This is a genomic window from Staphylococcus sp. EG-SA-2 (genome assembly GCF_017152085.1).
Genome location: NZ_JACYHC010000963.1, coordinates 1 through 870, shown reverse-complemented (window position 1 = coordinate 870; position 870 = coordinate 1). Strand labels below are relative to the sequence as shown.

At 35.5% G+C, this 870-nt stretch carries 1 protein-coding gene; it reads right to left on the bottom strand.

What is annotated here, in order from left to right; all coding sequences use genetic code 11:
* Nucleotides 1-870 (bottom strand): AbgT family transporter (locus tag IDG60_RS16710; RefSeq protein WP_206160956.1); only part of this gene is annotated, 870 nt, incomplete at both ends.

Sequence of the window (870 nt, the reverse complement as noted above, 5' to 3'; positions counted from 1 at the left end):
CAAAAAACACAATAACGATAAATGTTCCCATTGATCCTACAGCATCGCCGAACATTTTACCTAAGTCTTTTGTATTTTTAATTTCTTTGCTTAAAATCCCATAAACTAATCCAGGTACTAAAAATACGACAAGAATAATTAATCCGACACCGTTAATTAATGGCGCATCGTCTAGTAAGCTGCCTGTTTTAGCATTTCTTAAAAAACTATGTTCAGGAATAGCTGTAATAATTAATAAAATAATTGTGACTATGAAACTGATATTTGCCCATTTTAAAGCATGTGCTTCTTTGTCAGTAATATGTGAAGATGCTTCTTCATGGTCATCATGCATTAAACTGTCATCATATTTTCCTAATCTAGGAATAATGAGCTTAGTTGTAACTAGCAATATCGTAGGAAGTAATACAACGACACTCGCTGCGATAAAGTACCAGTTCATAGCAACGTTTGTTTTAATAGAATCTGAAACGATACGTGTTGCCGGTTCTGTAAATGAATAGACCAAAGCATCTTGCATACCAACAACTATATTTGCTGCAAATCCTCCAACAGCGGAAGCATATGCCATCGTTAAACCAGCAATAGGGTGATAGCCAATTTTAATAAAAAGCATTGCTGCAAGCGGCGGCAAGATAATTGTCGCAGCATCGCCGGCTGTACTACCTAAAATACCAATTAATATAATAGTCGGTAAAATTAAAAATCGTGGTGCGCGATTCACAACAGAAATCATTAACTTATCGAAGTATCCTGTTTTCTCTGCAACACCAATACCAATCATCACTGCTAGTACTAAGCCTAATGCTGGGAACTCTGAGAAATTTTTAATCGTATCATTCATTATCATCGTAAATCCATCATGGCTAA